Annotated in this window: 29 protein-coding genes; 13 read left to right on the forward strand and 16 right to left on the reverse strand. The window is 71.0% G+C overall.

What is annotated here, in order from left to right:
- Positions 1 to 54: 54 nt before the first annotated feature.
- The gene (locus FG385_RS20940) at positions 55 to 420 is read left to right on the forward strand and encodes a hypothetical protein (RefSeq protein ID WP_139098461.1); all 366 of its coding nucleotides are present in this window, start codon (positions 55 to 57) and stop codon (positions 418 to 420) included.
- 8 nt (positions 421 to 428) lie between these two features.
- Here FG385_RS20940 and FG385_RS20945 read toward each other — a convergent pair whose 3' ends face one another.
- On the reverse strand, positions 429 to 890 hold the full coding sequence (locus FG385_RS20945) for an ester cyclase (RefSeq protein WP_139098462.1): 462 nt from the start codon (positions 888 to 890) through the stop codon (positions 429 to 431).
- Positions 891 to 963: 73 nt separating this feature from the next.
- Here FG385_RS20945 and FG385_RS35335 point away from each other — a divergent pair, with 73 nt between their 5' ends.
- Entirely contained in the window at positions 964 to 1,581 is a 618-nt protein-coding gene (locus tag FG385_RS35335) for a TetR/AcrR family transcriptional regulator (protein ID WP_139098463.1), read from the forward strand.
- Between the two features lie 58 nt (positions 1,582 to 1,639).
- On the opposite strand, the gene FG385_RS20955 is transcribed toward FG385_RS35335, so the two are convergent.
- The 3 genes from FG385_RS20955 to FG385_RS20965 form a co-directional block, all read right to left on the reverse strand.
- Positions 1,640 to 2,392: a putative protein N(5)-glutamine methyltransferase gene (locus tag FG385_RS20955; RefSeq protein WP_139098464.1), complete on the reverse strand. Its 753-nt coding sequence runs from the start codon at positions 2,390 to 2,392 to the stop codon at positions 1,640 to 1,642.
- A gap of 33 nt (positions 2,393 to 2,425) precedes the next feature.
- Positions 2,426 to 3,514 (reverse strand): SAM-dependent methyltransferase, encoded by a 1,089-nt coding sequence (locus tag FG385_RS20960; protein WP_139098465.1) that lies wholly within the window; start codon positions 3,512 to 3,514, stop codon positions 2,426 to 2,428.
- An 85-nt stretch (positions 3,515 to 3,599) separates the two neighbouring features.
- Positions 3,600 to 3,947 (reverse strand): YybH family protein, encoded by a 348-nt coding sequence (locus FG385_RS20965; RefSeq protein ID WP_139098466.1) that lies wholly within the window; start codon positions 3,945 to 3,947, stop codon positions 3,600 to 3,602.
- Between the two features lie 70 nt (positions 3,948 to 4,017).
- Between FG385_RS20965 and FG385_RS20970 the strand changes: the two genes are divergently transcribed.
- Complete coding sequence (locus FG385_RS20970; protein ID WP_139098467.1) at positions 4,018 to 4,911, forward strand: LysR family transcriptional regulator; 894 nt, start codon at positions 4,018 to 4,020, stop codon at positions 4,909 to 4,911.
- A 134-nt stretch (positions 4,912 to 5,045) separates the two neighbouring features.
- On the opposite strand, the gene FG385_RS20975 is transcribed toward FG385_RS20970, so the two are convergent.
- On the reverse strand, positions 5,046 to 6,221 hold the full coding sequence (locus FG385_RS20975) for a hypothetical protein (protein WP_235022700.1): 1,176 nt from the start codon (positions 6,219 to 6,221) through the stop codon (positions 5,046 to 5,048).
- Between the two features lie 155 nt (positions 6,222 to 6,376).
- On the opposite strand from FG385_RS20975, the gene FG385_RS34425 reads away from it, so the two are divergent.
- From FG385_RS34425 to FG385_RS20995, 3 genes are all read left to right on the forward strand, one after another.
- On the forward strand, positions 6,377 to 7,477 hold the full coding sequence (locus FG385_RS34425; protein WP_200834576.1) for an SDR family NAD(P)-dependent oxidoreductase: 1,101 nt from the start codon (positions 6,377 to 6,379) through the stop codon (positions 7,475 to 7,477).
- Positions 7,478 to 7,601: 124 nt separating this feature from the next.
- Positions 7,602 to 8,693 carry a tyrosine-type recombinase/integrase gene (locus FG385_RS20990; RefSeq protein ID WP_139098469.1) on the forward strand — a complete coding sequence of 364 codons (1,092 nt, stop codon included), beginning with the start codon at positions 7,602 to 7,604 and terminating at the stop codon, positions 8,691 to 8,693.
- A 59-nt stretch (positions 8,694 to 8,752) separates the two neighbouring features.
- Positions 8,753 to 9,358 carry a dihydrofolate reductase family protein gene (locus FG385_RS20995; RefSeq protein ID WP_139098470.1) on the forward strand — a complete coding sequence of 202 codons (606 nt, stop codon included), beginning with the start codon at positions 8,753 to 8,755 and terminating at the stop codon, positions 9,356 to 9,358.
- A gap of 49 nt (positions 9,359 to 9,407) precedes the next feature.
- Here FG385_RS20995 and FG385_RS21000 read toward each other — a convergent pair whose 3' ends face one another.
- From FG385_RS21000 to FG385_RS34430, 3 genes are all read right to left on the reverse strand, one after another.
- A complete protein-coding gene (locus FG385_RS21000; RefSeq protein WP_235022701.1) occupies positions 9,408 to 9,779 on the reverse strand; it encodes an SPW repeat domain-containing protein in 372 nt (123 codons plus the stop codon).
- Positions 9,780 to 9,905: 126 nt separating this feature from the next.
- Positions 9,906 to 10,745, reverse strand: a complete 840-nt coding sequence (locus FG385_RS21005) for a patatin-like phospholipase family protein (protein ID WP_139098472.1) — start codon at positions 10,743 to 10,745, stop codon at positions 9,906 to 9,908.
- The gene (locus FG385_RS34430) at positions 10,742 to 10,912 is read right to left on the reverse strand and encodes a hypothetical protein (protein WP_200834577.1); all 171 of its coding nucleotides are present in this window, start codon (positions 10,910 to 10,912) and stop codon (positions 10,742 to 10,744) included. The genes FG385_RS21005 and FG385_RS34430 overlap by 4 nt, the downstream gene beginning before the upstream one ends.
- A 25-nt stretch (positions 10,913 to 10,937) precedes the next feature.
- On the opposite strand from FG385_RS34430, the gene FG385_RS21010 reads away from it, so the two are divergent.
- Together FG385_RS21010 and FG385_RS21015 are read left to right on the forward strand one after the other, a co-directional pair.
- Complete coding sequence (locus FG385_RS21010; RefSeq protein ID WP_139098473.1) at positions 10,938 to 11,462, forward strand: CGNR zinc finger domain-containing protein; 525 nt, start codon at positions 10,938 to 10,940, stop codon at positions 11,460 to 11,462.
- Positions 11,459 to 12,220, forward strand: a complete 762-nt coding sequence (locus tag FG385_RS21015) for an SGNH/GDSL hydrolase family protein (RefSeq protein ID WP_139098474.1) — start codon at positions 11,459 to 11,461, stop codon at positions 12,218 to 12,220. Before FG385_RS21010 ends, FG385_RS21015 begins: the two co-directional genes overlap by 4 nt.
- Here FG385_RS21015 and FG385_RS21020 read toward each other — a convergent pair.
- Complete coding sequence (locus tag FG385_RS21020; protein ID WP_139098475.1) at positions 12,180 to 12,764, reverse strand: TetR/AcrR family transcriptional regulator; 585 nt, start codon at positions 12,762 to 12,764, stop codon at positions 12,180 to 12,182. The genes FG385_RS21015 and FG385_RS21020 overlap by 41 nt on opposite strands.
- A 125-nt stretch (positions 12,765 to 12,889) precedes the next feature.
- On the opposite strand from FG385_RS21020, the gene FG385_RS21025 reads away from it, so the two are divergent.
- Complete coding sequence (locus FG385_RS21025) at positions 12,890 to 14,242, forward strand: MFS transporter (protein ID WP_139098569.1); 1,353 nt, start codon at positions 12,890 to 12,892, stop codon at positions 14,240 to 14,242.
- 66 nt (positions 14,243 to 14,308) lie between these two features.
- Here the strand turns inward: FG385_RS21025 and FG385_RS21030 are convergent, their stop codons facing one another.
- The 4 genes from FG385_RS21030 to FG385_RS34970 form a co-directional block, all read right to left on the reverse strand.
- Positions 14,309 to 15,631: an SPFH domain-containing protein gene (locus FG385_RS21030; protein ID WP_139098570.1), complete on the reverse strand. Its 1,323-nt coding sequence runs from the start codon at positions 15,629 to 15,631 to the stop codon at positions 14,309 to 14,311.
- A gap of 100 nt (positions 15,632 to 15,731) precedes the next feature.
- Entirely contained in the window at positions 15,732 to 16,163 is a 432-nt protein-coding gene (locus FG385_RS21035) for an NfeD family protein (RefSeq protein WP_139098476.1), read from the reverse strand.
- 74 nt (positions 16,164 to 16,237) lie between these two features.
- Complete coding sequence (locus FG385_RS21040; protein WP_139098477.1) at positions 16,238 to 17,044, reverse strand: DUF3097 domain-containing protein; 807 nt, start codon at positions 17,042 to 17,044, stop codon at positions 16,238 to 16,240.
- A gap of 151 nt (positions 17,045 to 17,195) precedes the next feature.
- Positions 17,196 to 17,399: a hypothetical protein gene (locus FG385_RS34970; protein ID WP_235022702.1), complete on the reverse strand. Its 204-nt coding sequence runs from the start codon at positions 17,397 to 17,399 to the stop codon at positions 17,196 to 17,198.
- A gap of 211 nt (positions 17,400 to 17,610) precedes the next feature.
- On the opposite strand from FG385_RS34970, the gene FG385_RS34975 reads away from it, so the two are divergent.
- Positions 17,611 to 17,805, forward strand: coding sequence for a hypothetical protein (locus tag FG385_RS34975; protein WP_139098479.1), 195 nt, complete (start codon positions 17,611 to 17,613; stop codon positions 17,803 to 17,805).
- Between the two features lie 68 nt (positions 17,806 to 17,873).
- Here the strand turns inward: FG385_RS34975 and FG385_RS21055 are convergent, their stop codons facing one another.
- Together FG385_RS21055 and FG385_RS21060 are read right to left on the reverse strand one after the other, a co-directional pair.
- Entirely contained in the window at positions 17,874 to 18,677 is an 804-nt protein-coding gene (locus FG385_RS21055) for an SCO1664 family protein (RefSeq protein ID WP_235022703.1), read from the reverse strand.
- A gap of 5 nt (positions 18,678 to 18,682) precedes the next feature.
- Complete coding sequence (locus FG385_RS21060) at positions 18,683 to 19,258, reverse strand: DUF3090 domain-containing protein (RefSeq protein WP_139098480.1); 576 nt, start codon at positions 19,256 to 19,258, stop codon at positions 18,683 to 18,685.
- Positions 19,259 to 19,336: 78 nt separating this feature from the next.
- On the opposite strand from FG385_RS21060, the gene FG385_RS21065 reads away from it, so the two are divergent.
- Genes FG385_RS21065 through FG385_RS21075 form a run of 3 tightly spaced genes read left to right on the forward strand, consistent with a single transcriptional unit; the run spans position 19,337 to position 22,504 of the window.
- Complete coding sequence (locus FG385_RS21065; protein ID WP_139098481.1) at positions 19,337 to 21,250, forward strand: prolyl oligopeptidase family serine peptidase; 1,914 nt, start codon at positions 19,337 to 19,339, stop codon at positions 21,248 to 21,250.
- Positions 21,247 to 22,122: a S66 peptidase family protein gene (locus tag FG385_RS21070; protein WP_235022704.1), complete on the forward strand. Its 876-nt coding sequence runs from the start codon at positions 21,247 to 21,249 to the stop codon at positions 22,120 to 22,122. The genes FG385_RS21065 and FG385_RS21070 overlap by 4 nt, the downstream gene beginning before the upstream one ends.
- Entirely contained in the window at positions 22,112 to 22,504 is a 393-nt protein-coding gene (locus tag FG385_RS21075; RefSeq protein ID WP_139098482.1) for a TIGR03668 family PPOX class F420-dependent oxidoreductase, read from the forward strand. The genes FG385_RS21070 and FG385_RS21075 overlap by 11 nt, the downstream gene beginning before the upstream one ends.
- Here FG385_RS21075 and mptB read toward each other — a convergent pair.
- On the reverse strand, positions 22,473 to 24,071 hold the full coding sequence (mptB, locus tag FG385_RS21080; RefSeq protein WP_139098483.1) for a polyprenol phosphomannose-dependent alpha 1,6 mannosyltransferase MptB: 1,599 nt from the start codon (positions 24,069 to 24,071) through the stop codon (positions 22,473 to 22,475). The two genes, FG385_RS21075 and mptB, sit on opposite strands and share 32 nt — an antisense overlap.
- Positions 24,072 to 24,075 lie beyond the last annotated feature (4 nt).

Here is a 24,075-nt window from a genome sequence, read left to right on the forward strand (position 1 = left end):
CGGCATCGGCGTGGCCACCGCGTGAGCCGGCGGTGGCCGGTTAGGGTCAGGCACGTGAGCGAAGGGTCGGCTGAGCTGCTGGCGGGGATTCCGCGCAACGTCGCGCCGGCACACTGCGGCTGGTGCGGGCGGCGGCTGGAAAACGCCGCCGCCAAGGGCAGGCGGCGGCGGTACTGCGGGCAGTCGTGCCGGCAGCGAGCGTACGAGCGGCGCACGGCGATGCAGCGCACCGGCCTGCCGGAGGACGCGGTCGTGCTGTCGGACGCGGAACTGGCCGCGCTGCAGGACCGGTTGTTCCAGCTTCGCTGCGCGGCCGAGGACGTCGTCACCGCAGCGGACGACGGCGCAGCGTCCGATGAGCTCCGGCGGATGGCCCTCGAACTGGCTCACTCGGCGCGTGAACTGGAACGCCTGCGCTGAACCGCGGGCTACGCCGGCGCGAGCCGGCTCAGCACCCCGGTCTGGGCCAGGAGGGCGAACCGGTCGGGCACGCCCCAATGCTCGACGATCCGGCCTCCGGTCACGCGGGCGACGTCGATCACGGTGACCTCGACCGGCCGTCCGCTGGGCGGCCCGAAGAACGGCCCGGTCGCGGTTCCCCGTGCCGTGGCCCGCACCCACGCGGTCTCTCCGTGCTGAGCGGCGTCCTCGACGGTGAACGCGATGTCGGGAACAGCGGCATGCAGGTCGCGGATGGCGTCCTTGACATGCTGGATGGCTTCCGCGCCGGCACCGGCCAGTCCGAACTGGTGTTCCACGAGATCGGGTGCGCACAGTTCGTCGACGACGTCGGTCCGGCCGGTGGCGAAGCCCTCCTCGAGGATGCGGCGCAGCACCGTGACGGCGTCGGCGTGCTGATCCGGAGCGGTTTGCGGGGGAGAAGTTGTCATGATGGCTCCCTAATGCAGGATCCCTGCACTCGTTGCAGTGTTACTGCACTGTACGCAGTGATACTGTGCCCAGGTGGCTCGTTCCGTCAAGACCCGCTCGGGGTATCGGCAAGAACAGGCGGCGGCGACACGCCGGCGCATCGCGGAAGCCGCCCGCGGGCTTTTCGCCAAGAACGGCTACGGGGCCACCAGCATGGACGCGATCGCGGCCGAGGCGGGGGTCGCCGTTCGCACGGTGTACTCCGCGTTCGGCGCGAAGCGCGAAATCCTGTCCGTGATCTGCGAGCACTGGCTCGAACGGGCGCTGGCCAGGGAGCGGGCCGAGGAGGTGCTCGCCGAACCGGACCCGGTCCGCAGACTGCGCGGCGCCGCGGGCTGGCTGCGCGGCCTCTACACCGCCGGGTTCGACGTGGTGTTGATCTTCGAGGCCGCCACGGACGAAAGCGCCGAGACGCGTGCGTTGCTGCGCGCGAAACTGGCCGGGCGCAACGAGGTCATGGACGCGATGATCGCGTCACTCGGGGAACATCTGGCCGTTCCGGTGACCGAGGCGCAAGCCGTCTACCGAGCGCTGGCCGCCCCGGGCGTGTACCGCGAACTGGTTGAGGACTCCGGATGGACACCCGACGACTTCGAGCGCTGGGTCGGGGACAACCTGGAGCGGCATCTGCTCGGCAACCGGGGTTTGTGAGCCCCTCTCCCACTGGATCCACCGCGCCGATAATGTACATTATGTTAAGTAGAAGCTCTCAGGGTCGCTCACCGCGAACGACCGTCGCTCCACTGTCCTCGCAGGTGGCGACCGACGGGATGAGGCCCGCGCCGGAGAACGCTTTCACCGCCGCCGGGGCCTGGCGCTCACTCGTCTCGACGAAGAGATGCCCGCCTCGCGCCAGCCACTGCGGCGCCTCATTCGCCACGCGGCGCAGGATCGACAGCCCGTCGGGACCCCCGTCGAGCGCGGCCCGCGGTTCGTGCACGCGCGCCTCCGGCGGCATGGTGGCGATCGCATCCGTTGGCACATAAGGAACGTTCGCGACGAGAATGGTGACGCGGCCACGAAGTTCAGCCGGCAGCGGCGTGTACAGGTCCCCCTCGAACACCGGCCCCGGCACGTTCCGGCGCGCGCAGCGAACCGCGACGGGATCGACGTCCGCCGCGTACAGCGAGACATCCGGCACCTCGGCCGCGATCGCCGCCCCGATGGCGCCGGAACCGCAGCACACGTCCACGACCACCGGCGCCTGCCCGGCGACCGCGATCGCTTGCTCCACAAGGAATTCCGTTCGCCGCCGCGGTACGAACACGCCTGGCTCGACCGCTATCCGCAGCCCGCGGAACCCGGCCCAGCCGAGCACGTACTCCAGCGGCTCCCCCGCGACCCGGCGCGCGACGAGCGCGGCCAACTGGGCGCCGTCGGACGCGGCCGACCGCAGCAGAGCCGCTTCGTCCTCGGCGAAGACGCAGCCGGCGTTGCGCAGGGTGGTGACGACATCGGACATGATCTGCCGGCAACAATAGCCGAACCGGGTAAGTCAGCCACGCAGCACGTAGAACCGCCAGAAGTCGTTCTCGATGGGAGCCACCTCGAACTCGGCGAATCCGGCTTCCCGCGCCCACCGTTCGAGCGTGGGCGCGCGGAGCATCGTGCCGTTGGCTTCCACCGGACGCTCGGCGAGGGTCGCGGGCAGGCAGTGCACCACACTCCAGCCGAACTGGAATCGCTCGAGCAGGCCGGCGTTCACCACCAGATCGTCCGCCACCTTCTCGTCACCGACGAGCACGGCGCCGTCCTCGTTCAGCGAGGCCCGGGCCGTGCGTAGCACGCCGACCGGATCCCCCATGTCGTGCAGCGCCTCGAACACGGTGACCAGGTCATACGATCCGGCGGACGCGTCAAGGGCGGCGTCCCCGGCAGCGAACGTGATCCGGTCGTCCAGGCCTTCGGCGGCGGCCTCCGACCGTGCCTCGCCGACCGACGCTTCGTCGAGATCGACGCCGCGCACTACCGCGGCCGAGTAGGCTCGCGCGATCGCGATACTCGACTGGCCGCGCCCGCAGCCGACGTCCAGCACCCGCGCGCCTGGCTCGCGCAACCGCCGGTCGATCCGCGGGACGGCGGCCAGCCAGCCGGCGAGATCGTGGCGGAACATCGGCCGGTTCAAGTCGCCGATCCCCTGCCGCAGCGCCCGCCCGTACGCCGAGTACGGCACCCCGCCGCCCGTGCGGTAGGCGTCCAGCAGATCGGGGACCACCGGCCCGACACCGGCGACGGCACTCGCGACGGCGCCGGCGAAGTACGGGCTGTCGTTGTCGAGCAGCACCTCGGCGTGCGCCCGCGACAGTCCGTAGCGTCGCTCGCCGGCGGGCGCGGCGGGATCGGCGCACTCGACGTACCCCGAGGTGGCCTGCTGTTCCAGCCATTCGCGCGCGTACCGCGGCGCGACGCCCGCCCGCTCGGCCACTTCCTCGAAGGTCGCCTCACCCAGGCCGGCCAGCGTCCGGTAAAGCCCGAGCGCCGTGCCCAGGTACACGCTCAGCGTCTCCAGCGCGCGCGTCGCGTCCTCGATCAGCCGCTCCGCCAGTGCCTCTCGCGCGTCCGTGTTCGTCACGAGCTCAGTCATGCCGCACCTCCTGGCGCGCTATCCGCCCGATATCCCCATGTCGGACATCATGCGCCGGCGGCATGCCGGTGTCGACGGCGGCGAGTCAGGCGCCCTTCGTCTCCGGCCGGTCCATGATGCGCAGCCACGTTCCGTCGGGCTGGCGGCGCGCCACCTGGACCCGGCCGCCGGTGCCGTCGGCCGGCCGGGTGGACGTGAGTGCGAGGTCGCCGTAGCGGAGCGTCGGCAGCGGATCCTCGAACTGGAACCGGGGCGCCTGCTCGAGCATCTGCTCGAAGACGGCGAGGATCGCGTCCCGGCCCACGGTGGTGGAGCCCGGCGGGAAGGCCAGGACGGCGTCGGGTGCGTACAACTCGGCGAGGCCTTTCGCGTCGCCGGCCTTGGCCCGCTCGACGAAGAGGCGGGCCAGGTCTTCGGGTTCGTATGCGGTCATACGTCCAGGGTGCGGCTGGACACCGCATAAGTCCAAGAGCTAGTTGTGCTACGTCCTAGAATCAGCGGTTATGGAACTGCGGCAGCTCGAGTACTTCGTGACCGTGGCCGAAGAAGGCAGCTTCACGCGCGCGGCCGAAAAGGTGCATGTGGCCCAGCCCGGGGTCAGCGCTCAGATCCGCCGCCTGGAGCGGGAGTTCGGGCAGGAGTTGCTGGACCGTTCGGGGCGTTCGGTGCGGTTGACCGAGGTCGGCACCGCGGTGCTGCCGTATGCCCGCGCCGCGCTCGCCGCGGTGGCCGGTGCGCGCCTCGCCGTGGACGAGCTGACCGGCCTGGTGCGTGGCCATGTCGCGGTGGGCATGGTGACTTCGCACGGCGTGGATCTGCCCGGGCTGCTCGCGCGCTTCCATCGCGATCATCCAGCGGTCGAGATCACTCTCACCGAGGGCAACTCCGACGTGCTGGCCGCCTCGCTGCGCGATGGGCGGCTGGACGCGGCGATCGTTTCGCTCGGCACCGCTCCCCCGGCCGATCTGGATCATCTCGTGGTCACCGACGAGGCGATCACCGCCGCGGTCGCGGTGGACCACGAACTGGCGCGCCACCACGAGATCACCCTCGACGACTTGCGCGACCGATCGTTGATCTGCCTGCCGCCCGGCTCCGGGATCCGGTCACACCTGGACAGCGCCTGCGCGCGAGCGGGGTTCACCGCGAAGGTCGCCTTCGAGGCCGGCCACCCCCTGGCACTCGCGCAGCTCGCGGCGCGCGGGCTCGGTATCGCGATCCTGCCCGATTCCGTGGCACGCAACCAGGAAGGCCTGCACCCGCTGGCCATCGTCAAGCCGCGCTTACGCGGGAAGCTGGTCTTCGCGTGGCGCGCGGATGGTCCGGCGAGCCCGGCCGCGCGGGCGCTGCTGGCGCTCGCACGCCGCACTCTGGGGAAGGAAGACGTCATCGATTGACGCGGCGTGGGAGCGACGACGCGAGGTGGCCCACTCTCTCCCCGGAGAGCGCGGCCGGGCGCTCATCGCGTGGTCGCTGATCTGCATCACTTCGGGCTTCGCGTCCGCTGGCGAGATCGCCTGAGCCGCGATGCTCAGGTGTGGGCGCCACCTGGCCGGGTGGCGTCCAGAAGTGTGCGCAGCCGGGGCGGCAGGTCGGCCGGCTGCTCGGCGAGCGCGGTGAGGATGCCTTCCCGTAGCTCGGTCAGCCGGCCGGACACCGAATCCCGGTCCCGTCCGGCTGAGGCGGCGGTCGCCCGGGCCTCGTTCGCGGTCGCCTGGTCGCGGGCCTGGGCGCTGGTCAGTTCGCTGACCTCGTGACGGACGGCCGTGAGCGCCGTTTCGTGCTCGTGCCGGAGCGCGGCGATTCGCCGGTCGTGTTCGGTCCGAAGCTGGACCCGGGCGTCCTCATCGCGCGCGCGGAGGTCGGCCAGCGCCTGTTCGTGCCGGTCACGCAGGTGCGCGACTTCGTTCGTGTGCCGCTCCGAGAGTTCACGCAGATCGCTCTCCAGGCTGCGAGCGCGAGCGTGCGCGGCCTCGGCTTCGCCGGCGCGGGCGGATACTTGCGCCGTCAGGTCCTCGAGACGTTCGGCCGCGCGTTCAGCCCCCTGGCCGAGGCGGTGCACCTGCTCCCCCAGTGCCTCGGCCTTGCCGAGCGCGGCGATGCGATCGGTGTGCGCCTGCTGCGCCTGCTGGCGGTCGGCCGCCGCTCGCCGCTCCGCTTCGGTGGCGCGGGACTCCGCCTCCCCGGCACGCTCCTCAGCGTCCGCGGCCGCACTCTCCGCGGCTTCGGCCCGCGCTTCGGCCGCGGCTGCCTCGGCCACCGCCTTTTCGCGCGCCTGCTCGGCTGTTTCCGCGCGTTCACGGGCGGCCGCGACCTCCTCGTCGAGCCGGCCGCCGAGCGCGGTGAGGCTGTGCCGGAGCGGGTTGATCTCAGCCAGCGCGCGGCTGATGTCACGCCCCAATCCGGCCACGTCGAACCCGGGGAACGCGGATCCGTAGGCGGCGTGCACGACCTGATCGGCCTCGTCGAGCCGGGCGCAGGTGACCTCGCGGCCCTTCTCGTCGACCGCCCACACGTGATCACAGAAGTCGGCCGTCCGGCCGCGTCCGCCCAAGCCGCGGCGAGGGTACCGGCGGCAGTACCCGCACAACCCAGGGTCCATCGGCCGCTCCCGGCGCCCGTCCGCATCGCGCCTCGGCGGCGCCGGGGCCCGCTCCTCCCCCACTTCGGGGCTCTGACCTGCGGTTTCTTCCTCGCTCTTCAGCACGCCAGCCAGTCTACTTCATTTTTATTAGTGATTGTTAATCGCTGTTTATTAATCATTAATTTGACCGTGCTTGATCCGCGATAATCACGGTTATCGCGGGACAGGGGTGGACCCTTCGCCAGTGGGGAGGGTTTAGCGTTCGGTGAGGTGAGAACATGCGGATCGGTGAGCTTGCCCGCCGCGCCGATGTGCACGATGTCCGGCTCACGCGTGAGATCCGGGCGCTCAGCAAGCGCGGACGAGTGTCCCGCCTCGCTGGCCGGGTACCTGGACGCCATCGACGGGCCACGCTGATCTCTCACCTGCACAAGGCCGGCAACCACACCGCATCAGCCGGTGAGCGAGGAGATCCGGTGAACGACTACCAGACGCTGCCCGACGACCTGCCGGTGCCCGAGAACGACGGCGCGGCGGACCACCTGCCCGGGACGAACGCACCGCGCCTGGCGTTTCCGGGCACGGCTGGCACGACGATCCACCTCGGAGCATTGGGCACCGGCCGCACCGTGCTCTACCTGTACCTGCTCACCGGCCGCCCGGGCATCGACCTGCCCTCGGGTTGGGACTCGATCCCGGGAGCGCGCGGCTGCACCCTGAAGCGTGCGGTTTCCGCGACCACTTCCAGGACCTGCGCGAGGCCGGCGCGGCCGGCGTGTTCGGCTTGTCCAGCCAGGACACCGGCTACCAGCGTGAGGTCGTCGAGCGGCTGCGACTGCCGTTCCAGTGACACCACCGTCTCCGCGCTGGTCCATGCCGCCGCGATCGAGGGCATTCACAGCTTGGCGAGCACGACCCGGCAGCAGTTCGACGCGCTGGTCGGGGTCAATTTCGGCGGCCCGTTCTTCCTCACCCAGGCGCTGGCGCCCCGCCTCGGCGAGGGCTCGGGGGTCGTGTTCGTCGGCAGCGTCTCGGCCCGGCACGGGCGGGAACGCCATGCGGCCTACTCGGCCACCAAAGCCGCGTTGCTTGGCCTGACCACCAGTCTTGCGGCAGAACTCGCGCCGAAGGTTCGCGTCAATTGCGTCTCCCCCGGCGCCACGGACACGCCGATGTTCGCCCAGGCCGTCACCGAGTATTTCGGCGGGCTCGATGCGGGCAGCCACGAGACCGTGGCGGTCGCGGAGCAGTCGCGGGTCCTGCTCGGCCGGATCGCCGAACCAGCGGAGCTCGCCGCCGCGATCGTCTATCTCGCCCTCGACGCCAGCTACAGCACCGGTACCGTCCTCGACGTCGACGGCGGCTATTCCGCCCGCTGACCAGCCCGCGTGAGTGGCAGCGTGAGAGTGGACGGACGCCGATGTCCACGGCGCGCTCGACGTGCGGACGAGCGCACATCCGCCCTCGACGCCGCCGAGGGACGACGCTCGATAAGGTCGGAACATGGGGCCAGCGCTCGCACCGTATGAGGCGCCGCCGATGCCGGCCCGGCAGCCGGACGAGCGGGCGTTGCGCGCCCTGCTGGCCGAACTCGTCGCCGGGCTGCCGGCGCTTCCCCGTGATAGCCAGACGGAGCGGTATGGCGCCCGGTCGGTCACCCGCGCCTGGCTGCAGGGCATGACCAGCCACCAGACCCGCCGCTCCTACTGGCGCGGCCTCGCGCTGTGGCTGTCCTATTGCGACTGGCAGCGCGTCGACCCGCTGGCCGCGCGGATGACCGACGTCAAGGACTGGATCGCCGAACTGGCCCCGGTCAGCCCGGTCACCCACAACGCGCGGCTGGCCGCGGTGAGCGCCTGGTACACCGAGCTGATCGACAACCGCGTCCACGACGACAACCCGGCCCGCCTCGTCGCCCGTCACAAGCGCGCCAAGGAATCCCGCACCCGCGCGCTCGGCTACGACGAGCTTGTCGCTCTCCTCGGGCACGCGCGCGCCAGGGCCGGGCGCGCCGGCACCGAGTCGGCTCTGCGCAACCGGGCGATCCTGGAGATCATGGCGACCACCGGGGTGCGGTCCGGCGCGATCCTGCACGCGCGGATCGACGACGACCTCGCGATGGATCACGGCCACTGGATCCTCCGGTACGTCAACAAAGGCGGGCATCGCAAGACGGCCGACATCCTCGGGTTCGCCGAAGAGGCGCTCGCGCGGTACCTCGCCGCCCGAGCCCAGCGCGAGGAGAAGGCCGTGCACGACCTGTCGGGATGGCTCTTCGCCACGCGCACCGGCACTCCCCTGACCTCACGCGATCTGGGCAATCTGTTCCACGCCACCGCACGGGCGGCCGGTATCGCCGATCCGCACGATGTCGTGCCGCACTCGATGCGGCATACGGTCCTGACCCTCGGCTACGAGAACGGCGTCGCCATCGAGGATCTGGCTGACCTGGCCGGTCACGAGAGCACCGCGACCACGCTGCTCTACGTCCGCCGCAGCCGTCGCCGCCAGACGACCCAGCTGCTGGCGGATCTCGTCGGCGAACGTCCGGTGCCGGCGGAGCGCCCGCATCTGCGGGTTGTGCGTTCGGGCTAGCGCGATGAGTTCCGCGCACCGGCTGGGTCTATCCGAGCGACAGACCTGGAGGTGTGAGCATGGGCAAAGTGATCGCGGACATCTCGATGTCGCTGGACGGATACGTCACCGCACGCGGCGTCGACCTGGAACATGGCCTCGGCATCGGCGGCGAGGCGATCCACGCGTGGGTGCTCGAGCAACCCCGCTCCCCCGTCGACGACGCCGTGCTGGCGGACAGCTTCACCAGGACAGGCACGGTGGTGATGGGACGCCGACTGTACGACATCGTGGACGGCCCGCACGGCTGGAGCGACGACATCGGGTACGGATACGACCAGAACCAGTCGGCCGCGCCGCCGTGCTACGTCGTCACCCACCAGCCGCCTGCGCAGGTGCGACTCGCGCACAGGTTCCGGTTCGTGACCGAGGGAGTGGCCGAGGCCGTCGCACAGGCCCGTGCGGCCGCGGGCGACAAGGACGTCGTCGTCATGGGCGGCGCGAACGTCGTCGACCAATGCCTGGCGGCGGCGCTGGTCGACGAGCTCCACCTTCACCTGTCACCGCTGATTCTCGGCGGGGGCACCCGGCTGTTCGAGCTCGCCGGCCCGACCACACTGGTGCAGCGGAAGGTCACCGAGTCATCGCGGGCGACGCACCTCGTTTACGAGGTCGTCAGGGGTTGAACCTCAAGCCGGTGCGCCGGCCGGGAGACCCGAACCGGCGCACCGGGTTTCATGCGGTGTGGTGCTGCATACGGTAGTCCTTCAGGCTGGCGGGAACTGCGGCCAGCGCGGACACCACGACCACGGCCCCGACAATCCACGAGGTCCATGCGGCACCGCTCAGGGCCGAGTAGGAGAACAGCCACGGAGCGACGAAGGCGACCACGCCACCAGCGGCAGTCGCCCACTCGTCGATGAAGGCACCGGGCAGCGCGAGCGCGACAAGCGCCAGCACTCCGATCGCCGCACCGATGATCACCATTGCCCACGTGCCGCCAGTGCCGATGTCGACCCAGAGCGGGGACAGCGCCATGAACGCGCCCGCGAGCAGGGTGACCCAGTCCTGGAGGCGAGTCCAAGGCCTCGACAGTGTGCCTGCCATTTTTTTCACCTCTTCCGGCATCTCGAACTGTTTCTTGCAATTCCCACTAATCGCCGGTTTCGGTGGCCGCAACAGAGGACTTGGTCTGTACCTGGAAGGACCTTCTCCGGGCTGGACGTGGCCTGATCAGGCCCAGAACCAGGCGAGGCCCGCCGCTTCTCGCCGGCCCTGCTCGTGGCCGGCCTTCGCCGCCGGACCGCGTACCGCGGGGTCGAGGAGGTTCGGGCCCAGCGCGGCCTTCGCGGCCTCATCAGGCCGGATCACCGTCACCCGCGCCCCGGATGCGCGCAGCGTCGACACCTGATCGTCGAGTTCGTGAGACTCTGGGACCTCCATGACCTGGAAGACGAGCACGCGCTCGCAGCCGGCCGCGAGGTCGGCGTTCTCCAGCGAGCGGACCCCGCCGTCGACGTAGCGGCGCGCGCCGATGGTGACCGGGGGCCAGGTCGCCGGGACCGCACAGCTCGCCGCGACCGCGTCCACCAGGTCGACGCCGGAGTCCTTGTCGAACACCCGCTCCTCGCCGGTGTGCGCGTCGACGGCGACGATCCGCAGGTCGAGCGCCGGCCAGCTGTGCCGGGGCAGCCGCGCGGCGATCACCGCGCGGCGCTCGGCCTCCGGCACCGTGGGCGCCCGCAGCGCGAGCGCGCCGATCCGGCGCCGCATGTCCAGCGGTCCGGTCGCCTCCACGTACGCCGAACCGAACAGCTCACTCATGGCCTCGGCGTCCAGCGCGGCGGGTAGTTCGGGCGCCTGCAACGACGGATCCACCTGCCGCTGGTACAGCTCCGGCAGCCCGATCCCGCTGGTGATCTGGGCGGCGACCGTCGAGCCCGCGGACGTCCCGACGAGCAGATCCGCGTCGAGCACCGACCGGCCCGCTTCGATCAGCCCGGTCAGGTATCCCGTCTCCCAGGCGATCCCGGCGACCCCACCGCCACCCAGCACTACCCCGCGTCGAGTCATGATCGTGCCAACCCGGTGGTTCCGACGACTATTCCGCCGATTTCCACCAGCCAGGCACCGCACGCGCACCGCCGGTAGCCGACCTTGCCCTCGGCGGAAGGGTGGACCGAATCCGGCAGCAGTTCGGCGAGGGGGCAGCCGCAGTGCGGGCATCGGGGTTCCGGCATGCCGCCAGCATGTTGTAATGGTTCAGTGCACTTCAACCCTTACGGTGGAGCCGCGGCGCACGTGGCGGCCGCACTGGTGAACCGCGGCCCCGCGTCGGCGGCCGAACTCCTCGAAACGATCCGCGCGACGGGCATGTCGCTCACCGCTCTGTCCGAAAAGGACGCCGCCATGGTCCGCGACTGGGCGGCCCGGCTCCAGGAGGTGTTCGCCGAGCGCGACGCCGGCACGAGGGCGGACCTGGTCAACCGGCTGCTCGCGGACGCCGCCTGCCGGCCCTACATCTCCCGCCACGACGGCAAACCGGCCCACCTGCACTATGCGAGCGAGGACGCGGAGGGCGCGCGGCGCGTGCAGGCGTACACCGCGGGCGGGCTCGCGCACCTGTTGTGCGAGGACCCGTCGCGAATGGGGATGTGCGCGAGCGAAGGCTGCGCGGTGGTCTTCGTCGACACCTCCCGCAACGGCCGCCGGCGCTTCTGCTCGACCAGGTGCGCGACCAGGGTGCACGTCGCGGAGCACCGGCAGCGCGCCGCTAGTCTTTCGGCATGAGCAAGCGCTTAGTGGCACTGGGCGACTCCTTCACCGAAGGCGTCGGCGACGACGACCCGAGCCGTCCGAACGGCGTGCGCGGCTGGGCCGACCGCGTCGCCGAAGTGCTCGCCGCCCGCGACGCCGGTTTCCGGTACGCCAACCTCGCCATCCGCGGCAGGCTCCTGCCGCAGGTGCTCGCCGAGCAACTCGAACCGGCGCTCGCGATGGAGCCGGACCTGGTCACCCTCTACGCCGGCGGCAACGACATGATGCGCCCCAAGGTCGACATCGACGCGCTCACCGACGACTACGAGAAGGCGGTCGTGCGGCTGCGCGAGACCGGCGCGACCGTGGTGCTGTTCAGCGCGGCCGACGGGGTCGAGGACAGGCTGTTCCGCCGGATGCGCGGCCGGGCCGCGATCTACAACGAGCACGTGCGGGGCATCGCCGCCCGCCACGGGGCCGTCGTGGTGGACATGTGGGCGATGCGGCAACTGCGGGACCGGCGGCTGTGGGCGCCCGACCGGCTGCACCTGAACTCCTTGGGGCACAACGAGATCGCTATCGCCGTCCTCGATGCGCTGGGCGTTGAGCACGAACTGTCCCCGAGCGTGCTCGGGCCGCGGCCGGTGGTGGATCCCCGCGTGCGGCGCGCGGAGGACCTGCGGTGGGCGCGGGAGTTCCTGGTGCCGTGGCTGGGCAGGCGGCTACGCGGCGAGTCCTCCGGGGACGCGATCAGCGCGAAGCGCCCGCGCCTGGCGCCGGTCGAGTTCTGAGCCCGTCGAACACGATCTCCACGGTGCGCCGGCGGAGCGCCGCGTCCTCACCGAGATGTTCGGCGGCACGCGACGTGCCGACCATGAGCGCGATCACCTCGCGCACGCCGACGTCGTGCCGGACCGCGCCGGCCTCCTGGGCTCGGGTCAGCAGGATGCCGAGCGAGTGCAGCACCCCTTCGCGCACTTCGCGGTCCACCCGTGGCACCTCGGCGAGCGCGTCGGCATAGGCGTTCTTCACGGCGGCCATCTCGACCCATTGCGCCAGGAACGCGAAGAAAGCGCTTCCCGGATCCTCGGCCTCGGCGTGCTCTCCGGCGGCTTCGGCGAACCGGCGCATCCGTTCTGCCAGCACGGCTTTCAGGAGCGATTCCTTGGTGGGAAAATGTCGGAAAAGTGTGCCGATGCCCACTTTGGCCGCCTTCGCGATCTGCTCGGTCGGCGCGCCGGTGCCGCGCTCGGCGAGCACGATCTCGGCGGCCGCGAGCAGCCGGGCACGGTTGCGTCGCGCGTCCGCTCGTTTCGGTTCGGCCACGGCGACCATCGTAAGAGCTGGTGAACGGCGTCCGCTCAGCATTGGAGGAAAGTGATTATCCGGCCGGGCTGGACTTCCCGCGACTCGTCGGCGAACCTGATCTGCAGAGTGATGCCGGTCACTGGAGGCCCATGATGGTGCTCGGACGCAACGAAGCGAACAAGGTCATCGACAGGCAAGCCACCGAACAGCGAAGCCAGGTCCGCAAGGCGGCGATCGCCAGCGCGATCGGCACGACCATCGAGTGGTATGACTTCTTTCTCTACAACACCGCGGCGGCGCTGATCTTCCCGCACCTGTTCTTCCCCGCGTCGAGCAGCTACGCGGGCGCCATGCAGTCCTTCGCCACCTACGCGGTCGGCTTCGCGGCGCGGCCGATCGGGGCGGCGATCTTCGGCTACTGGGGTGACCGGATCGGCCGCAAGGCCACTCTGGTGATCACCCTGCTGCTGATGGGGATCGCGTCCGGGATCGTCGGCGTGCTGCCCGGCGCGAGCGCGATCGGCATCGCCGCGCCGCTGATCCTGGTGGCGCTGCGGCTGATCCAGGGCCTCGCGGTCGGCGGTGAGTGGAGCGGTTCGGTGCTGCTCACGATGGAATGGGGTGATCAGCGCAAACGCGGCCTGCTCGGCAGTTTCGCGCAGATCGGCGTGCCGGCCGGGCTCGTGCTCGGCACCGGCGGGCTGACGCTGCTGTCCGCGGTCCTGTCCGACGCGGCGTTCAGCGCCTGGGGCTGGCGGATCCCGTTCCTGCTCAGCTTCGTGCTCGTCGGGATCGGGCTGGTGATCCGGCTGCGCATCCTCGAAACGCCGATGTTCGCCGCGGTCGTCGCGAAGCAGCAGACCTCGCGCAGCCCGGTCGGCGACGCGATCAGGCATCATTGGCGTGAGATCCTGCTCTCGGCCGGGCTCCGGTTCAGCGAGCAGATGCCGTTCTACCTGTTCACCAGCTATGTCCTGGTGTACGTGGTGGCCGAGCATCACTACTCGAAGACGTTCGTGCTCAACGCCGTGCTCGTGGGGGCCGCGCTCGAACTTTTCACCATCCCGTACTTCTCGCAGCTGTCCGACCGGATCGGGCGCAAGAAGGTCTACCTGTCCGGCGCCGTGCTGACCGGGCTGCTCGCGTTCCCGTACTTCGCGGTGCTCAAGGCCGGCGGGTATGCCCCGGTCTTCCTCATCGTGATCGCGTCGATGATCGCGCACGCGATGCAGTACGGGCCGCAGGCAGCGTTCATCGGCGAAAGCTTCCCGACGCATCTGCGGTACGGCGGCGCGGGCCTTGGCTACCAGCTGGCCTCGGTGTTCGCCGGCGGGCCCGCGCCGCTGCTCGCGACGTGGCTGCTGCACGTGACCGGGACGCCCTACTCGATCTCCGCCTACATCCTGCTCGCGGTCGTGGTCACCGTACTGTGCGCGGTGTACATCACCGACCGCTCCCGCACGGACCTCACCGACCACGCCGCCTACGCCCGCCGCCCCGCATAGAAGAAATGCCGTGAGGGGGTCCCTCACGGCCCTATCGGGCATGAGGGGGTCCCTCACGGCATTTCGTCACTGGTGCGGCGGCTGCTGCGGGGGCGGCTGCGGCGGCTGGTACGGCGGGTTGCCGTAGTGCTGCCCGGGCTGGCGCAGCGGCAGGCCCGGCTGCGGGCCGGACTGCGGGCCCGGCGGCGGCACCGGCGGCGCGGGCGGCTGGGCCGGAGCCTGGGCCTGGGGGGGTGCCGGTGGCGCCGGTGGCGGCGGGGTGTCCACCGGAGCCGGACCGGAGTCCTGCGCCTCGTCCGGCGTCGACGTCCGGCCGCGCAGCAGGTTCGTCGCGGACGAACCGCTCCCGGGCCCGAGCGGGCCGGGGACCTCCTGGCGCGCGACCTTCTCCGCCTCGGCCACCGCCTCGGCGATCCGCGGGTCGGTCGAGGTGTCGAACCAGTGCTCCACGTCGTCGTCATCGAAGGTGGGCGGCTCCAGGCCCTCCTCGGTCGGCTGCTCGTACCGGAACACGCCGTCGTCGCCCTGCTTGGCGAACGCGCGCGCGAACTGCTGTAGCGCGTTGCCGTAGTCGCTCGGCAGGAGCCACACCTTGTTCGCGTCGCCCTGCGCCATCTGCGGCAGGGTCTGCAGGTACTGGTACGCGAGCACCTCGGGCGTGGGGCGACCGGCCTTCACCGCGGCGAACACCTTCTCGATCGCCTTCGCCTGCCCCTGCGCCTGCAGGTAGCGCGCGGCCCGTTCACCCTGCGCCCGCAGGATCCGCGACTGCCGGTCCGCCTCCGCGGCCATGATCGTGGCCTGCTTCTGCCCTTCCGCGGCGAGGATCTGCGACTGCTTCTGCCCTTCGGCCGTCTTGATCGCGGCCTCACGCTGACCTTCGGCGTTGAGAATCATCGCGCGCTTCTCCCGGTCCGCGCGCATCTGCTTCTCCATGGAGTCCTGAATGGACGGTGGCGGGTCGATCGCCTTCAGCTCGACCCTGGCCACCCGGATGCCCCACCGGCCGGTCGCGTCGTCCAGTACGCCGCGCAGCTGGCTGTTGATCTGATCGCGCGAGGTCAGCGCCTGCTCCAGGGTCATCCCGCCGACGACGTTCCGCAGGGTCGTGGTGGTCAGCTGCTCGACACCGACGATGTAGTTCGAGATCTCGTACACCGCGGCGCGGGAGTCGGTCACCTGGAAGTAGACGACGGTGTCGATGGACACGGTCAGGTTGTCCTCGGTGATCACCGGCTGCGGCGGGAACGAAACCACCTGCTCGCGCAGGTCGATCCGGGCGCGCACCTTGTCCAGGAACGGCACCAGGAAGTTCAGCCCCGGCGAGGCGACGGTGCGGAAGCGGCCGAGCCGCTCGATGACGGCGGACTGCGCCTGCGGGACCACCATGATCGCCTTCGCGATCGTGACGATCACGAACAGGGCGATGACCGCGACAACTACGATCGCTGCGGTTCCCAAGATCTCTCCTGTGTGCGATTTCGTCGATTCATATCTCCGGGGACACCACGGCCGTGGCGCCCGATATCTGTACCACGGTCACTTTCGTACCGGGCTCGATCCGCTGGCCGTCGGTGAGGCTGCGCGCGGACCACACGTCGGGGCCGAGCTTCACCTGGCCGTGATCGTGGTCCACCGTGGACACCACCACGCCGTGCGTGCCGACCAGCGCCTCCGCGCCCATCTTGAGCTCGGGTGTGTGCAGGAAACGCCGTTTGAGCGCGGGGCGGGCGAGCCACAGCAGTGCCGTCGAGGCCACCGCGAACACGATCACGTCGATGATCGGGTTGCCGGTGAACAAGGCCGCGCCCGCGCCGACGAGTGCGCCGCCGCCGAGCATCAGCAGCACCAGGTCGCCGGACATGACCTCGGCCGCCATCAGCACAATGCCCACGATCAGCCAGATCAGCGCCGGTGTCATGGCGCATATCGTGGCAGATGGGGCGCACCCGCAGCCACCGAACACGCGAAAACACCCGCGGGTGGACCAGCGGTTCAGCCTTCCGGCGCGGTCACGAAGTCGATCAGCCGCTCGACGGCGCCGATCAGCGGCGTCTCCAGTTCGCGGAAACCGGACACCGCGCCGAGCACCCGCTGCCACCCCTCATAGGGTTCGCCCCAGCCGAGCGCCGCGCAGATGCCCTCCTTCCACGGCATCCCGCGCGGCACGGCCGGCCACTCGGGAATACCCAGTGCCGACGCCTTCACCGCCTGCCAGATGTCGACGTAGGGGTGGCCGGTCACCAGCACATGCTCGTCGGTGATCGCGCCGACGAGCCGCGACTCCTTGCTTCCGGCGACGAGATGGTCGACGAGCACGCCCAGCCTGCGCCCCGGCCCCGTCCCGAACTCGTCGATGCGCGCGGCGAGCAGGTCCACCCCGTCGAGTGGTTCCACCACCACGCCCTCGACCCGCAGATCATGCCCCCAGACGCGCTCGACGAGTTCGGCGTCGTGCTTGCCCTCGACCCAGATTCGCGAGTCCCGGGCGGTGCGCGCCCGCAGTCCCTCGACCCGGACCGAGCCGGAGGCGGACATCGTCCGCGCGGGCGTCGCGGGCGCCTTCGGCGGTACGAGGGTCACCGGCTTGCCTTCGAGAAGGAAGCCCGCGGGGCTGAGCGGGAACACCCGGTGACGGCCGTGACGGTCCTCGAGTACGACGTTCCCGTACTCGAGACGCACCACCGCGCCGCAGAACCCGCTGCCGGGTTCCTCGACCACGAGTCCCGGCTCGGCGGCGATTTCCGGGATCTTCCGCTTGCGCGGCCCGGCGAAGACGTCGTCATACGAATGGGAACGCACGATCTCCGACGGTAGCGCCGGATTCACGATCGCGTCGCGCCGCCACGCCGGGGCGAGAGTACGAAGGGGCCACCACCCCACCGACGACATGGAAGGCGAGGCGGTAGCCCGAAGTAAGCGCTTACAGCGAGCCGGTACGCGACGCGGCTTCCTAGCGAACCGCGGTACCCGGGCGGTTGGCGCGCGACGGCCGGATCGTGAGGAGCACGGCCAGTGCCCGCGACCAGCGGCGCACCCGGTCGCGGTCCGTCGACGCCAGTGCGGCGACGGCTTCCTTGAAGTCGCGGCCGGAGCGCAGGACCCAGTCGACCGCGTCGAAGGCCGGATCGCCGTGACATGGGCGGGGGTCGATCACGACGAGGCCGTCCGGCCCGGTCAGGACGTTGCCCGGGTGCAGGTCCGTGCAGCAACCGGCTCGGACCGCCTTCTGCGAGCGTCAATGCGGCGGCGCGCGAGGCGGCCATCAGCCCCGGCTCGGCCGAACCCCCAGTCTGGCGTTCGGCCAGGTCGAACATGAAGTTCACGCGGTCGGTCAACGACGGGAGGCCGTCCGGCACCGGGACGGCGTGCAGCCGCGGGAGCAGTTCGTCGATCTCCCCGGGAGTCCAGCGGCGTTCGGTGAGCGGGGTGCCGGGCTCGACGCCTGCCAGCAGGATCGCGCCCACGTCGAGGTCGGTGTCGAGGATGTCCACGACCTGCGGGCAATCCCGCCAGGCGTGCAGCGCGGTGGCCTCGGTCTCGGCGACCGCGGTCCGGGGTGAGCTTCAGGACGCCGCGACTTCGGGACCGACGCGGATGGTGAGCCGGGCGCGGGCCGCGTCGTCGAGGATCAGAACAGGGGCCACGGGATCGCGCGCCAGTCGTCTCCCGGTTCGGGGAACACCCCGACCCGCGCCAGTGTCTCGGCGCGGTCGGCGATCGCCTCGATCTCCAGCCCGGTCAGGTGGGGCGACAACTCGTCGCCCAGCGAGCCGTAGATCTTCTCCGGCAGCGCACGCAGCTTCTCCACCGCCTCCTCGGGCAACTGGTCCCCGATCCAGCCCCACAGCACGGTCCGCAGCTTCGGCTCGGCGTGCAGGCAGATGCCGTGGTCCACGCCGTAGACGCCGCCATCGGTCCCGGCGAGCACATGCCCGCCCTTGCGGTCGGTGTTGTTCGCGATGATGTCGAGGATCGCCAGATCCCGCACGCCCGGGTGATCGGCGTGCGCGAGCACCGCCGGGTCGCCGAGCCGGTCGTGCGCGTGCAGCACGACCCGCCAGCCCGGCGGCACCTCTTCCGGGGCGCGCACGTCGATCAGCTGCTCCTCGGAGGTCTCGACCCACAGCTGCACCATGCCGACCCCGAACGGCCCGTCCCGCAGCACCGTCGGCGGGATGCGGCCGAGCCCGGACGCGTCGGAGAGCAGGTACGTGGCGACCTCACGGCCGGCGAGCGTGCCGTCCGGGAAATCCCACAGCGGGCGCTCCCCGTTGACCGGTTTGTACACCGCGTTCGCGGACATCCCGTCCAGTTCGACCGAGCAGAACAAGGTCACGTTCGAGGCGTCCACGAGCCGGCCTTCGACGTCGAGGCGACCGTGCGCGACCAGATGCCTGGCGGCGGGATCGGCGGGGTTGAGGGATTCGGCCACGGACGCTATTCCCCGGCGAGGTCGGTCTCGCGGCGATAGCCGTTCTGCCGGGGACAGATGTGACCGGCCGGGTCGAGCGGCTCACCGCACAGCGGGCACGGTTTGCGCCCGGCGTTGACGACCCGGTCGGCCCGCTCGGCGAACGCCCGCGCGGCGGCCGGGCTGAGGAACACCCGCACGGCGTCCGGCCCCTCTTCGGTGTCGTCGAGCACGACCGTCTCGTCGACCTCTCCCTCGGTGATGGCGAGCAACTCGACGACGACCGCCTTGCTCTCGGCGTCCCAGCCCAGCCCCATCGTGCCGACCCGGAACTCCTCCTCGACGGGCACGGTGAGCGGGTCGACGTCGACCAGATCGTCCGGGACCTGATCGGGCACGTCGGCGCCGAACCGGCTGGCCACCTCCTCCAGCAGCGAGGCCAGGCGCTCGGCGAGCACGGCGACCTGCTGCTTTTCGATGGTCACGCTGATCGTGCGGACGTTCTCGGACGCCTGCAGGTAAAAGGTACGGTCGCCAGGTTCCCCGACGGTCCCTGCGACGAACCGGTCGGGCTGGCGGAAGACGTGGATTACACGAGCCATGGCACCTTCGACCCTAAGCCACTCTCCCATGATCGGCACCCGCCCCCCTGAATGAGGGCCGCCGTTTACAGTGCAGCGGTGCGCCGAACGTCACCGTATGGAAGCTGGAGCTCACCGATCAGTGCGGCGGACGCCGCCGCGGCGGGGGGTGGTGCGCAATGGCTCGACGTCGTCGACGGCGAAGTGTGGTGGGCCGAGGCACGCCCCGCCGAGGGCGGGCGGCTCGCGCTCGTGCGCGCCGACGGGACGGAAATGCTGCCGCCGCCGTGGAACGCACGCAACCGCGTGCACGAGTACGGCGGCCGCCCGTGGCTGGTCGTCGGCCGTTCGCTCTACTTCACGCACTGGGACGACCAGCGCGTCTACGTCCGCGATCTGGACACCGGCGACGTTTCCCCGGTCACCCCGGAACCGCCGTCCCCGCAAGGCGTCCGGTTCGCGGATCTCCGCCGCGGCACCGGCGGGGAGGTGTGGGCGGTCCGTGAGACGAGCACCGGGCCCCGCCCGACCGACGTCCGCCGCGATCTCGTCGCGTTCGCGTATAGCGAAATCCGGGTTCTCGCCGCGAGCCACCATTTCCTGACCGCGCCCCAGCTCTCCCCGGACGGGCGGCACGCGGCGTGGCTCGGCTGGGAGCACCCGTCCATGCCGTGGGACGCAACGGAACTGTGCGTGGCCGAGGTGCGGCTCGACGGGACCTTCGGCCCGCACCGCGTCCTCGCCGGCGGCGACGGGGTCTCGATCTGCCAAGTCACGTGGGAGTCGCCGACGACGCTGCTCATGATGGCCGACCCCGGTGGCTGGTGGAACCTGCACCGCGTCACGCTGGAGGGCACCAGCACGAACCTCGCCCCCGTCGCGAAGGAACTCGGCGGCGCGATGTGGAAGCTAGGTCCGCGCTGGTTCACCCCGCTCGGGGAAGGCAAGCACGCGGTCCTCGACTCGGGGCGGCTCGCCGTCCTCGACGAGGGCACCGGCACGGTCACGGATCTCGCGCCGGAACTGACCGAATGGGCGCCCGCGCTCGCCGCGTACGACGGCGGCGTCGCGGGTATCGCCTCGGGACCGGACCGCGAGCACACCGTCGTGCGCGTGGATCTGACCTCGGGCGCGGTCACCTCGCTCGCCGAGGGCCCCGAACTCCCACCGCCGGCCTACCTGCCGACGCCCGAGGAGCGGGTGTTCACCGGCCCCGACGGCGAGCGGATCCCCGCCTACCTCTACCCGCCGGCCAACCCCGAGTTCACCGGCCCCGACGGGGAACTCCCGCCGTACCTGGTGCACGTGCACGGCGGCCCCACCGGTCGCAGCTACCCGGTCCTCGATCTGGACTTCGCGTACTTCACCAGCCGCGGCATCGGCGTCGTGGCGGTCAACTACGGCGGTTCCACCGGCTACGGCCGCGAATACCGGGAGCGGCTGCGCGAGCAGTGGGGCGTCGTCGACGTGCGCGACTGCGTCGCCGTGGCGCAGGCGCTCGTCGCCGAAGGCATCGCCGACCCGGCCCGGCTCGCTATTCGCGGCGGCAGCGCGGGCGGGTTCACCTCCGCCGCGGCGATGACGACGGACCGCACCTTCGCCGCGGGCACGATCAAGTACCCGATCCTCGACCTGGCCGGCTGGACCGCGGAAGGCGGCGAGACGCACGACTTCGAGTCCCGCTACCTCGACGGTCTCGTCGGCCCCCTGCCCGAGACCGTGCGGCGCTACCGGGAACGCTCACCGCTCACCCATGCCGGCGACCTCGCCGGCCCGGTCCTGTTCCTGCAGGGCCTCGACGACCAGATCTGCCCGCCCGGCCAGGCCGACCGGTTCGTGAAGTCGCTGCGGGGCAAGGGGATCCCGTACGCGTACCTGACCTTCGAGGGCGAGCAGCACGGCTTCCGCAGGGCGGAGACGATCATCGCCGCCCTGGAGGCCGAGCTTTCCTTCTACGGTCAGGTGTTCGGGTTCGGCACCCCGGGCGTGCCGAAACTGGACCTGAGCCGGTGAAGGGCCTGCAAGCCGGGGACACGGTCGCCCTGATCACGCCCGCCGGGCCGGTCGCGCCGGAGTTGCTCGACCGCGCGGTGTCCGCGCTGGAGGGCTGGGACCTGACCGTCAAGCGGTTCGGGCCGGCCGGGAACCGCCACCCGTCGCTACGGTATCTGGCCGACACCGACGAACGCCGCGCCGCCGGCTTCCAGGCCGCGTGGCTCGATCCGGCCGTGTCCGCGGTGATCTCCGCGCGCGGCGGCTACGGCACCCAGCGGCTGCTCGACCTGATCGACTGGGACGCGCTGCGCGCCGCGGGGCCGAAGATCTTCACCGGGGCCAGCGACGTCACCGCGCTGCACCAGGCGATCTCGGCGCATCTCGGCCTGTCCACGCTGTTCTCTCCGATGCCGGGCGGCGAGTTGTGGGACGAGGTCTCGGCCGGGCACCTGCATCGCGTGCTGTTCGATCCGGCGGCGCCGGTCGTCGTCCACGCGAAGGAGGCACTCGTGCCGGGCGACGCCCGCGGAACGACCGTCGGCGGGAATCTCAGCCTGCTCGCCGCGAGCGTGGGCACGCCCGAACACCGCGCGCCCGCCGGCGCGATCGCGATCCTCGAAGACGTCACCGAGCACGCCTACCGTCTCGACCGCATGCTCACCCAGTTGCTGCGCGCCGGCTGGTTCGCTCGCGTGACCGGAATCGTGCTCGGCTCGTGGACCGGGTGCGGCGACCTCGAAACGGTGCGGACTGTGATGCTGGACCGGCTCGCACCGCTCGGGGTCCCGATCCTGTGGGAGGCCGGGTTCGGGCACCTGCCGGGTTCGGTCACGATCCCGCTCGGGGTACCGGCGGCCATCGAGAGGGTAAGCCTGAGCTGTGGACGCTGAGACTCGCTTCGCCGCCGCCCGCGTCGCCCGGCTCGCCACCGCCGACGCCGAGGGCGTGCCGCATCTGGTGCCCGTGACGTTCGCGCTCGACGCCGGGGCGATCGTGTTCGCGATCGACCACAAACCCAAGCGCGGTACGGATCTGCGGCGGCTGCGCAATATCGCCGCCAACCCGGCGGTCAGCTTCCTGGCCGACGGCTACGACGAAGACTGGTCGCGCCTGTGGTGGGTCCGCGCCGACGGGATCGCGCGCATCCTGGACTCCGCCTCCAGCGCGCTCGACGCCTTGCAAGCCAAGTATCCCCAGTACCGCGACCACCGGCCGCAGGGCCCGGTGGTGCGCACCGAGGTCACGGCGTGGCGGAGCTGGTCGGCGTCGTGACCTCGCCGCCTTCGGCCACCGCGGCGGCCTTCTGCCGCCTCCAGGCCCCGATGAGGCCCAGCGGGTCCGGGCGCAGCAGCGCCGCCGCCGCGTAGACCGCCAGCCCCAGGGTGATCGCGACGAACCACCAGTCGTAGAGCGCCTGCTCGCCCGTCGGGTAGTAGGCCATCACCAGGAACACCGCGACCCCGACCACGATCGCGAGATGCCTGCGGCGCCAGCTGAACGCGGCCGCGATCACGAAACCCCAGGTGAGGTACCACGGCAGGGTCGGCGGCACGAGGATCGCCGCACCCAGCAACGTGATCGCCATCCGGAACACGGCTTCGTTGCCGCCGAACCGCGACTTCCACCACTGGCGCGCGACGAGCACCGCGAAGGCCAGGATCGCGATCGCCCTGGCGACGGTGACGAACGGCGACTCCGGCACGTTGATCACCAGGTGCACCAGGGTGTGCACGAGCTGCCCGACGCCGGTCGGGAAGTTCACCCAGTTCGTCACGAGCGTGGGGGCCTGCAGCCCGCCGATCCAGCCGAGGTTGAACGAGCCGAGCGAGACCCAGGTGCCGACCACGAACACGACCGCGAAGATACCGACCGACGCCGCGCCCGCCTTGACGAAGTTGCGCATGCGCTGCTCACCGGGCAGGTGGTTGGCCCAGACCCAGACCAGGAACGGCAGCGCGACCGCGGCCGTCGGCTTGATCAGCATGCCGAGCGTGACCAGCGCGATCGCCAGCGCGTGCTTGCGCTCGAGCGCCGCGAGCACGCCCACCGTGAGGAAGCCGAGCATCAGCAGGTCGTTGTGGGGCCCGCCGACGAGGTGGATGACCGTCATCGGGCTGGCCACCGCGAGCCACAGCGTGATCGGCAGCTTGCCCCCGAGATGGCGCACCAGCCGGGGCAGCGCCCAGACCATCGCGCCGAGGCCGACGAGCAGCACGAGCCGCATCACGATCACGCCGGCGATCACGTCGTCGCCGGTCAGGGCCACGATTCCCTTGGCGACCAGCAGGAACAGCGGGCCGTAGGGCGCGGGGGTGGTCTGCCACACCGGGTGCACGTTCTGCACGACGTTCGGCAGCACGTCGAGCTCGGCCGGGCCGTGCGCATACGGGTCGAGCCCGTGCAGCAGCTGCGCGCCCTGGCCCAGGTAGGAATAGACGTCACGGGTGAACAGCGGCGGCGCGGCGAGCAGCGGGGTCATCCAGCACGCGGCCGCGATCACGATGGGTCTGCTGCCGATCCGGCCGGCGAGCATGTATCTGCCCAGCCGTACCCACGCCCACACGACGAGCCCGAACCCCGCGTAGAGCACCGCGTTGGCGAGCATCTTCCCGTGCCCGTAGCGCACCCACGACAGCGGGCCCGTGCCGATCACCGGGTCGCGGATCAGGATGCCACCCGCGCCGAGCGCGCCGAGCAGGAGCAGCACGCTGCCGATCGTCCCCATCGAAATCGTGCGATAGGGAAAGGGTGAGGGCACGCGCGCCGCCGGGCGCGCCTCGCCGGGCGCCCCGGCGTCCAGTGCGGGGACGTCCGGTGCGGGATCTGTAGTGGTCGCCATTTCG

The organism is Amycolatopsis alkalitolerans (assembly GCF_006152065.1).
Lineage (GTDB): Bacteria > Actinomycetota > Actinomycetes > Mycobacteriales > Pseudonocardiaceae > Amycolatopsis_E > Amycolatopsis_E alkalitolerans.

Bases quoted from the DNA above. Each gene is read 5' to 3' on its own strand.
- FG385_RS20945 (WP_139098462.1), bottom strand. From the start codon at position 890: ATGACAACTTCTCCCCCGCAAACCGCTCCGGATCAGCACGCCGACGCC.
- FG385_RS20955 (WP_139098464.1), bottom strand. From the start codon at position 2,392: ATGTCCGATGTCGTCACCACCCTGCGCAACGCCGGCTGCGTCTTCGCC.
- FG385_RS20960 (WP_139098465.1), bottom strand. From the start codon at position 3,514: ATGACTGAGCTCGTGACGAACACGGACGCGCGAGAGGCACTGGCGGAG.
- FG385_RS20965 (WP_139098466.1), bottom strand. From the start codon at position 3,947: ATGACCGCATACGAACCCGAAGACCTGGCCCGCCTCTTCGTCGAGCGG.
- FG385_RS20970 (WP_139098467.1), top strand. From the start codon at position 4,018: ATGGAACTGCGGCAGCTCGAGTACTTCGTGACCGTGGCCGAAGAAGGC.
- FG385_RS34425 (WP_200834576.1), top strand. From the start codon at position 6,377: ATGCGGATCGGTGAGCTTGCCCGCCGCGCCGATGTGCACGATGTCCGG.
- FG385_RS20990 (WP_139098469.1), top strand. From the start codon at position 7,602: ATGGGGCCAGCGCTCGCACCGTATGAGGCGCCGCCGATGCCGGCCCGG.
- FG385_RS20995 (WP_139098470.1), top strand. From the start codon at position 8,753: ATGGGCAAAGTGATCGCGGACATCTCGATGTCGCTGGACGGATACGTC.
- FG385_RS21000 (WP_235022701.1), bottom strand. From the start codon at position 9,779: ATGGCAGGCACACTGTCGAGGCCTTGGACTCGCCTCCAGGACTGGGTC.
- FG385_RS21005 (WP_139098472.1), bottom strand. From the start codon at position 10,745: ATGACTCGACGCGGGGTAGTGCTGGGTGGCGGTGGGGTCGCCGGGATC.
- FG385_RS34430 (WP_200834577.1), bottom strand. From the start codon at position 10,912: ATGCCGGAACCCCGATGCCCGCACTGCGGCTGCCCCCTCGCCGAACTG.
- FG385_RS21015 (WP_139098474.1), top strand. From the start codon at position 11,459: ATGAGCAAGCGCTTAGTGGCACTGGGCGACTCCTTCACCGAAGGCGTC.
- FG385_RS21020 (WP_139098475.1), bottom strand. From the start codon at position 12,764: ATGGTCGCCGTGGCCGAACCGAAACGAGCGGACGCGCGACGCAACCGT.
- FG385_RS21025 (WP_139098569.1), top strand. From the start codon at position 12,890: ATGGTGCTCGGACGCAACGAAGCGAACAAGGTCATCGACAGGCAAGCC.
- FG385_RS21030 (WP_139098570.1), bottom strand. From the start codon at position 15,631: ATGGTGGTCCCGCAGGCGCAGTCCGCCGTCATCGAGCGGCTCGGCCGC.
- FG385_RS21035 (WP_139098476.1), bottom strand. From the start codon at position 16,163: ATGACACCGGCGCTGATCTGGCTGATCGTGGGCATTGTGCTGATGGCG.
- FG385_RS21060 (WP_139098480.1), bottom strand. From the start codon at position 19,258: ATGGCTCGTGTAATCCACGTCTTCCGCCAGCCCGACCGGTTCGTCGCA.
- mptB (WP_139098483.1), bottom strand. From the start codon at position 24,071: ATGGCGACCACTACAGATCCCGCACCGGACGTCCCCGCACTGGACGCC.